The organism is Aquabacterium lacunae, assembly GCF_004310865.1.
GTDB classification, from domain to species: domain Bacteria; phylum Pseudomonadota; class Gammaproteobacteria; order Burkholderiales; family Burkholderiaceae_C; genus Aquabacterium; species Aquabacterium lacunae.
Genome location: NZ_SIXI01000011.1, coordinates 1 through 7,931 on the forward strand (window position 1 = coordinate 1; position 7,931 = coordinate 7,931).

8 protein-coding genes are annotated in these 7,931 nt (G+C 56.0%); 5 read left to right on the forward strand and 3 right to left on the reverse strand.

The window, feature by feature from the left end; genetic code table 11:
- The coding region (locus tag EYS42_RS17375; protein WP_245503688.1) for a type II toxin-antitoxin system VapB family antitoxin at positions 1-272 on the reverse strand (272 nt) is incomplete at its 3' end.
- 61 nt (positions 273-333) lie between these two features.
- Here EYS42_RS17375 and EYS42_RS16615 point away from each other — a divergent pair.
- From EYS42_RS16615 to EYS42_RS16635, 5 genes are all read left to right on the forward strand, one after another.
- A complete protein-coding gene (locus tag EYS42_RS16615) occupies positions 334-849 on the forward strand; it encodes a hypothetical protein (RefSeq protein WP_130969331.1) in 516 nt (171 codons plus the stop codon).
- Between the two features lie 1,124 nt (positions 850-1,973).
- Entirely contained in the window at positions 1,974-2,330 is a 357-nt protein-coding gene (locus EYS42_RS17500) for a PEP-CTERM sorting domain-containing protein (RefSeq protein WP_425358910.1), read from the forward strand.
- 960 nt (positions 2,331-3,290) lie between these two features.
- On the forward strand, positions 3,291-4,070 hold the full coding sequence (locus EYS42_RS16625; protein WP_130969333.1) for a hypothetical protein: 780 nt from the start codon (positions 3,291-3,293) through the stop codon (positions 4,068-4,070).
- Positions 4,071-4,180: 110 nt separating this feature from the next.
- The gene (locus EYS42_RS16630; RefSeq protein ID WP_165456838.1) at positions 4,181-4,543 is read left to right on the forward strand and encodes a transposase; all 363 of its coding nucleotides are present in this window, start codon (positions 4,181-4,183) and stop codon (positions 4,541-4,543) included.
- The gene (locus tag EYS42_RS16635) at positions 4,507-5,361 is read left to right on the forward strand and encodes an IS3 family transposase (RefSeq protein WP_245503689.1); all 855 of its coding nucleotides are present in this window, start codon (positions 4,507-4,509) and stop codon (positions 5,359-5,361) included. The genes EYS42_RS16630 and EYS42_RS16635 overlap by 37 nt, the downstream gene beginning before the upstream one ends.
- A 1,645-nt stretch (positions 5,362-7,006) precedes the next feature.
- Here the strand turns inward: EYS42_RS16635 and EYS42_RS16640 are convergent.
- Entirely contained in the window at positions 7,007-7,285 is a 279-nt protein-coding gene (locus tag EYS42_RS16640; RefSeq protein ID WP_130969336.1) for a type II toxin-antitoxin system RelE/ParE family toxin, read from the reverse strand.
- Positions 7,282-7,551, reverse strand: a complete 270-nt coding sequence (locus EYS42_RS16645) for a CopG family ribbon-helix-helix protein (RefSeq protein ID WP_130969337.1) — start codon at positions 7,549-7,551, stop codon at positions 7,282-7,284. The genes EYS42_RS16640 and EYS42_RS16645 overlap by 4 nt, the downstream gene beginning before the upstream one ends.
- Positions 7,552-7,931: the final 380 nt, after the last annotated feature.

Genomic DNA, 7,931 nt, shown 5'->3' on the forward strand with positions numbered 1-7,931 from the left:
CGCAATCGGAGCAGTGTGCGCAGGCCAAGCTCTACGGCTTCCTTCTTTGTCTTCAGGCCGGTCAAGCGAAGAGCATCGCTCATCAACTTGTCGTCAATCTCAATGTTGGTGCGCATGATGTGTACCCCAAGTGCAAAGCATACACATGCTAGCGTGTTGCCACCGTCGCGACAAGCATCTTTCAACGCACTTGCGCCTAACTGGTCGGTCAAGCGGACGCCAACACTGGCCATGCCTGCGGCATCTTCATGGCCAGTGTTGGTGCCCTCCACTCGCTGCGCTCCTTCCGGCGCCGCTTACCTTGGGCGTTAGGCCCACAAAAGAGGAGTGCCAATGAGTGAGACCGAGATTCTCTCTTACGTGGGAGCCATCACGGGCGTTATCGGGGCACTGACCGGCATTGCTGGGTCGATCATGGGATACCTAAGCTACCGAAAGTCCAACGAGGTCAAAGCGCTTGAGTTGCGTCTCGAACTCACGAAACTTGGCCAAGATACTTTCTTTAAGGCTGAAGGTCTCGGGGAGCTGATGGCGCGAGCAAAAAGGTCCCGTGAGGCGGTTTCTGCCGCAATGGGAATGCGTAAATCAGGAGCGATGGTCCAATGGCGCCAGCAATACGCGGCCGATGAAGAGTCTCTGAGTGGCATCAACGAATCTGTCGATGAATTGAACATTGACTATTCATCTGCAGACCTGAAAGCCATAGAGAAGGCTCTTGGGGAAGTCCATGGCTTGCGCTCTATCGTCATTGCAATCGCTGACCGCTACACGGCGTCTATTGAAGAGGATGACCGCAACAGAGAGTTCTTACGAGACCAAGCGCATGCAAGACACAACCAGAAGCTATGATTTTTTGAGCAGGTGTTGTGCTCCTGCCGCCTGGCCTAACTGGGCGGTCAAGCGGACGCCAACAAAGCCCATGGCTTCGCCATTCTCATGGGCTTTGTTGGTGCCCTCCATTCGCTGCGCTCCTTCCGGCGCCGCTTACCTTGGGCGTTAGGCAACACCAAATTCCAGGCGCAGTTCGCAACAGATTTTCATCTGTTTAGGCTGCTCAAATGAGCGCGCTGGAAGCAATTTGGCCAAGCATCTTTCAACGGCCCGTCAAACTCGGACGGGTCCACGAAAACAGAAGCTGTGCAGCGCCATCGGGCTTACTTTCACAGCTCAATCTGGCCGTCTGTCCTCAGGGCAGCCGGCGCACGTCGGCGCGGCGCCAAAGTGCCACACGCCGTCTACTTGGTTGGCTGTCCGTCCTTCGGCGGCCAGCGTCGGGTTTTGCGCCGTGGCAAGCCACCGCGCAGGCATCCCGCAGCCACGGCTCGCGCCGTCGCTGCTTGGCGTCTTCGCCATCGCCGGTTACAGTTGAAGCATCGCTTCTAGCGTCACAACAAACATTCAGGTTGGCACATGCCTTTGAACATCCAGTTCAAGCTCGCAGGTCAGTACCTCAGCACACAGGCGCGTCCAAGACGGCCTCTGCCTAACCGTCCGGTCAAGCGGACGCCAACAAGGCCCATGGCTTCGCCATTTTTACGGGCCTTGTTGGTGCCCTGCACTCGCTTCGCTCCTTCCGGCGCCGCTTACCTTTTGCGTTAGGCCCCCATGCCACACTGATAGCCGCCATACTAATTTTCAGGAACTTTCACATGCTACGTATTATTTCGCTCGCCATTGCACTAGTACCAGCTATTGCCAGTGCAACCTTCACAACACAACCGACGCAAGGCGCCAAATCAATCACCTTTGATGAGCATCCAAATCAGGAGGTAACATTGGGCCCAGTAACTTTAACCGCTGACTCTGGGTCATTGGTTTCTTTCACTGCCACAAACCAGTTTGGGTCTGCAGGATTCTCTGGCGTCGGTTACGGCCTTGGCGATAATGGCACCTGGTTAAATGGCGCCTATTCATTTGCCTGGGTAAACGGAAGTGAGGACGGAGGTTACTCATCGGGGATGACTTTCACCTTTATGTCTGCGCCCGTCTCATTTGTAGGTGGACTTATAAATTACATCCCAGGCGAAGGGGTATATCATGATGCAAGGGCAGTCTCCATTATTGCATTAGACAGCAATGGGGGTATAATCGAATCTTACGGTTTGGAGGAAGCTGCGCCTATACGAACTCCTGGACAGTTAAACGCAGGCGAGTTTAGAGGCATTTCTCGCTCAGCAGCTGATATCTACGCATTTCGGATTCAAGGGGCAGCAGTCGTTCGTAGCATTGCTTTTTCCAGCTCAACGTCACCCGTGCCTGAGCCAACTACATGGGCCATGTTCGCTTGCGGCTTAGCTGGCTTGTGCCTCATAAATAGAGTGAAGCGATAGTCCCCAAAGCTATGCGTACATCTAGCTCGATCGTTGCCTCAGAAGATATCCTGCGTAGATCCGCCCAGATTGAAGAATCTTGCCCGCGGCCATTGCCCGAATTTTGTGGACAATCAAACCTAACGGAACATCCATGTTCAAGCGTTCAACAACCGGTGTTTGGCCTAACTGGTTGGTCAAGCTGACGCCAACAGGCCCTGCCTGTTGGTACCCTCCGCTTCGCTCCGGCGCACCTTACCTCGGGCGTTAGGCCACTGTTTGGCTGGTCTCTGGAAGCATTTTCTGGGCGTGTTTTGCAACATCGAGCGCCCTGCTCTGCTCGTCATGCGGGAATGGCTTAGCTGGCCTCGGTTGCTTCCTGGCTAATCAACCGGCTGGCTTCGCTCCAGGCCTGGCGCTAACTGGCCAATTGGTTCGCCACGTGGCGCGGTTCGAGGTCTCAATCTGGCTGTCAGTCCTTCGGCTGCCTGCTGGCCACCGCGCGGCGCCAAAGTGCCACGCGCCACCGCCAAGTGGGCTGCTTGCCCTTCGGCAATCAGCGCTCTGGTGTGTGCCGTGTCTTCGCCACGCCACCAGTTCGAAACATGAAGGCGCAGTCATGGCTTCGCCATCACTGCCCGGCGTCTTCGCGTTATGCCGGTGTCATTCGATGCGCTGCTTGATCGGCGCCAAACAGAACACCTGGGAGCCCTTGTGAAACGCTGTCCGCCCATTGGCGCACGCCATCGCTCTGGAAGTGGTAACGCCATCACCGAGCACTGGCACGGGCGCTTCGCGCAGGCACCGTGGCCTAACTCGGCGGTCAAGCGGACGCCAACACTGGCCATGCCTTCGGCATCTTCATGGCCAGTGCTGGTGCCCTCCACTCGCTGCGCTCCTTCCGGCGCCGCTTACCTTGGGCGTTAGGCCTTCTTCAGCCATCGGCAATTGCATCCGCATAGTTCAATAAAGGAGTGAATCGTGACAGAGGAAGAACAACAGCTTTACGATCGCGTACCTCTAGATGGAAGTACGATCACAAACCCTGAATTGCAGCGCCAATTGGGGTGGGATAGAGACAGGTACTGGAACGTAAGAAACGCGCTGATAGATCGCGGGTCGCTATCAGTTGCTCGAGGGCGTGGAGGTTTGGTTTTTCGGGTTATCTTGCCTGAGGCTCCTGCTCAGGCAGGGGCTCTGGAACCACAACCAGAAGTGCCTCCTCAAATTCGCGAAGATGACCTTTATCAGCCGATCTCTGCGGTCCTCAACCAAGAGTGGGCTCGTGAAAAACGTTTGGAGCGTTGGATCGTACACACGACCGCACGCCAAGGTCGCCGCGATACCGGAGGGCGGTGGTCTCGTCCTGATTTAGTACTCGCAACGCAGTCTACATATCCATATGTACCGGGCCGCCACTTTGATGTCATCACTTTCGAAGTCAAGCCGTCAGACTCAATTGATGTCACAGCCGTTTACGAAGCGCTAGCTCACCGCAGAGCCGCGACGAAAGCGTATGTCGTTCTTCATGTGCCAGATGCAAACGCTGAGCGTTTGAACGATACGTTGACCGAAGTCTATTCAGAAGCAAAGAGACACGGAGTCGGGGTAATCATCTTCAATCAACCTGGAGAGTTTGCGGGGTGGGAAGAAATGGTAGAACCTATACGCCAAGAACCAGATCCTCGTCGTTTGAACGACTTTCTAACCAATCAATTCGAATCTACCCAGCTTGAGACCATACTTCGCTGGTTTAGATAAAAACTAGACACCGACCCAGCCTACGCGCCGCAGCCTAACTGTACGTTCAACGCGGACGCGAAGCTTGCCCGCCTTTTGTGGACATTCCAACCTAACGGAGAATGTCCCCCATGGCAAAACCTGGCCCCAAACTAGTCAACCGGTACAGCCCTGAGTTCAAGCTCAAGGCCGTCGCTTTGAGCAACGAACCCGGCGTGCTCATCAAGGACGTCGCCGAGTCTTTGTGCATCCACCCCTTCATGCTTTCTCGCTGGCGCAAGGAGGTGCGTGATGGCCTGATCGCCGGCGTGCTGCCCAAGCCCGAGCCTCAGGTGGTCGCTGAGTTGCAGCGTCTGCAAGAGGTCGAGCGTCAGTTCCAACGACTGCAGCTGGAGCACGACATCTTAAAAAAAGCCATTCGGTTTGCTTCTCAAACAAAGGCCGCGTCTTCGCCTTCATCGAAGCAAACCGTCAAGCGCTCCCGCTCTCGCTGATGTGCCAGATCATGGACGTTTCTCGCTCCGGCTTTTATGCTTGGCGCCAGCGCCCCGCCAGTGTCCGCCTGCAGCAGGATCAGAGCCTGAGCGAGCTGGTACACAAGGCCCATGCGGCCGGCCGTCAGGTCTATGGCTCTCCCCGCGTGCAGGAACAGTTGCGCCAGTGGGGCGTGCGTGCATGCCGCCATCGCATTGCGCGGCTCATGCGCAATGCCCGTCTGCAAGGGCGATCCAACCACCTGTTCGTGCGCAAGGCGCCTTTCCTGAAGTTCTTCCACCAGGTGCCCAATCGCATCTTGGATCTGCAGGTCACTGGCCCCAATCAGGTCTGGCATGGCGACGTCACATACCTCAAGGTCAACGGGGCATGGCGCTACCTGGCCGTCATCATCGACCGTTTCTCCAGGCGAGTCGTCGGCTGGAGCCTGGCCCATCACCGCACCTCCAAACTCACCATCGCCGCGCTGCAGCACGCCATGCGCAATCGCAAGCCGGCCAAGGGCCTGCACTTCCATTCAGATCGGGGAATCGAGTTCTCTTCTCTTGAATTCAAGGCCAAGCTGCGTCAGCATGGCTTCGTGCAGAGCATGAACCGCGCTTCGCACATCAACGACAACGCCTACATCGAGTCCTTCTTCCACTCCCTCAAAATCGAGGGGCTGTTCAAGATGACGTTCGATCAAGACCAAAAACTCTGGGACGAAGTGATCAGCTACATCCAGTTCTACAACCAGCACCGATTGCACTCCAGCATCGGATACATGCCACCGGCCGCCTTTGAACTCAGGCACCTAACGCATGCCGCTGTCCACTAAAGACGGGCAAGCACCCGCCAACACTGGCCATGCCTTCGGCATTCTCATGGCCAGTGTTGGTGCCCTGCACTCGCTGCGCTCCTTCCGGCGCCGCTTACCTTGGGCGTTAGGCGGCGCACAACAAACAGCGTGAAGGATCCTCTCGATAAATACGAACTTCTGGGCGCCATCGTTGGTGGTTTGGTATTTGGCTTCTTGGTGTTTGGGGCTATAGCACTGTATCTTTGCTTCAGCTTCGACCTCCATTTTGGTCTCGCTTTGGCAGTGGCCGTACTAGGCGCAATAGGTGGCGCATACAGTCAAGTAAAGCGAGGCGATACTCTTTGGGAAAAGGTATCATGGAATTTGCGTTGGTGGTGGTGGTAGAGGTATGACTGGCTGCCTGTCCTTCGGCAGCCTGCTTTCCACCAAGCGGCGCCAAAGTGCCACATGCCACCGCCAAGTGGGCTGCTTGCCCTTCGGCAATCAGCGCCAAGTTCTGCGCCTTGTCTTCGCCACGCCACCCGCTCGAAACATGAATGCGCAGTCATGGCTTCGCCATCACTGGTCAGCGTCTTCGCGTTATGCTGGCTGGATTCGATGCGCTGCTTGATCGGTGCCAAACAGAACACCTGGGAGCCCTTGTGAAACGCTGTCCGCCCATTGGCGCACGCCATCGCTCTGGAAGTGGTAACGCCATCACCGAGCACTGGCACGGGCGCTTCGCGCAGGCACCGTGGCCTAACTCGGCGGTCAAGCGGACGCCAACACTGGCCATGCCTTCGGCATCTTCATGGCCAGTGTTGGTGCCCTCCACTCGCTGCGCTCCTTCCGGCGCCGCTTACCTTGGGCGTTAGGCCACTTGCGAGAAGCCGTAATCAGCTTGCATGAAGAGTTTTCTGTGACTGCACCAATCCAACTTATTGCGCCGATAGACCACAGCAAGCTGAACATTCGATGTGCATCATATGAAATTTCCTCGCCAAACTGGCCTGTGAGCGTATATTTGCACTACGTTTTTGAGCCTCCTCACGGAGACTGCTGTCAGCAACTGCTTGCCAATCACCAAATATTGCCGGGCTATATTTGGGGGAATGAGCTCTATTGGGCGCCATGCGGCCGCTACCTATCTGCAGACTGGACAGGCGACAAAGACTCATTAGATCGCAGAGGGGTTTTGGTAGATCTTGCAGAGTCCAACTACCTTGATCTTGGTAAAAACTTCCGAGCGATGAAGTTAGAAGATAACGTCTTGACTGGGGTAGATTCCGGGGGCAAAATCAAAAAAATACCCATCCACGCAAGCAATGCATGGAAATCAATCGCAAGCCAAGATCTCAAGCCCATAAAATTCAAATAGGCTTGAGCGAACAAATCAAAAATTCTACAAATCCATCTTATGAAGCTTCAGCCTAGTATCAAATGCTGTCCGCCCATTGGCGCACGCCATGGCTCTGGAAGTGGTAACGCCATCACCGAGCTTGGGCACGGGCGCTTCGCGCAGCCTGCGTGGCCTAACTCGGCGTTCAACGCGGACGCCACCATGGGCCATCGCTTCGCGATTTTGATGGCCCATGGTGGTGCCCTCCGCGCTTCGCGCTACGGCGCCGGTTAACTTGGGCGTTAGGCCACCGCTAAATACCGGCTGGCAATTCGTCAGATCGCTTTAACGAAATTCGCGGGTATGCCAAATGCGCAGAATCCAGATCTGCTCGTCGGCCCTGATTTCGTAACGCATTTCGTAGTCCCCTGCCAAGATGTACCTGACTTCACGAGGCTCGAATTCAGCCAGCTTTGTGCCGATCCGCGGCTGAGCTTTCAACACGTCCGGCGCGTCAGTCAAACGCTGAACTGCTTTCGCCGCTGCCTGTTGGTTCACTGGCTTCAAAAACTCATGCAAGCGCACCAAGTCGCCCATGGCCGCTTTGGTCCAGGTGATCTTCATCCAGCCAGACCTTTCGGCTGGCTACTGCTCAGCGAAGCAGCCCACGCTTTGGCTTCTGCCTCACTGACGCCGTCGTTCGCATCGACTTCGGCCAAGGCTTCGAGCGTCATCCTGTAACGCTCGGCCTCACGCTCAACGTAGGCTGCAAGCGCCTGCTTGACCACCCATCCACGGGAACGCTCGAGCTTGGCTGCCAGCTCATCGACTTGCTCAGCCAGAGGGATGGGCACATGTGCTGTCATCACGCGGGTGTCGGCAGAAGGCATGATTCACTCCCAATCACTTTCAATCAGTATACCGTAGTCGTTCTTACAACGCCACCCTGTCCGCGGATTGACCGTCATGGCCACATCCCTTAGGCTCGGTTGTAACAAACGCCGTATAACTTGGGAGTCACATGCTGCAAACGGCCGTTTTTGGCTTGCTGGGCAAGCACTTGGCTGACGCCGCTGTTAGCGGGTTACACGGCGTCTACGCCGGCGCTCAGCCCTCAGCGACGTCAGTTCTGATGTCTACATTGCGTTAGGCCTCTTGAAATGCCAATACAAGTCACAGCCGAACAAGAGCTAATAGTGGGCGAGTCCACTGTTGTCGCGGGCGATGCGCCTGAAAGTCCCTTCGTCGCCGTATTCGAAGACGATGGGCA

Coding starts and splice junctions, on each gene's coding strand:
- EYS42_RS17500 (WP_425358910.1), top strand. CDS start 1,974: ATGTCTGCGCCCGTCTCATTTGTAGGTGGACTTATAAATTACATCCCA.
- EYS42_RS16615 (WP_130969331.1), top strand. CDS start 334: ATGAGTGAGACCGAGATTCTCTCTTACGTGGGAGCCATCACGGGCGTT.
- EYS42_RS16640 (WP_130969336.1), bottom strand. CDS start 7,285: ATGAAGATCACCTGGACCAAAGCGGCCATGGGCGACTTGGTGCGCTTG.
- EYS42_RS16630 (WP_165456838.1), top strand. CDS start 4,181: ATGGCAAAACCTGGCCCCAAACTAGTCAACCGGTACAGCCCTGAGTTC.
- EYS42_RS16645 (WP_130969337.1), bottom strand. CDS start 7,551: ATGCCTTCTGCCGACACCCGCGTGATGACAGCACATGTGCCCATCCCT.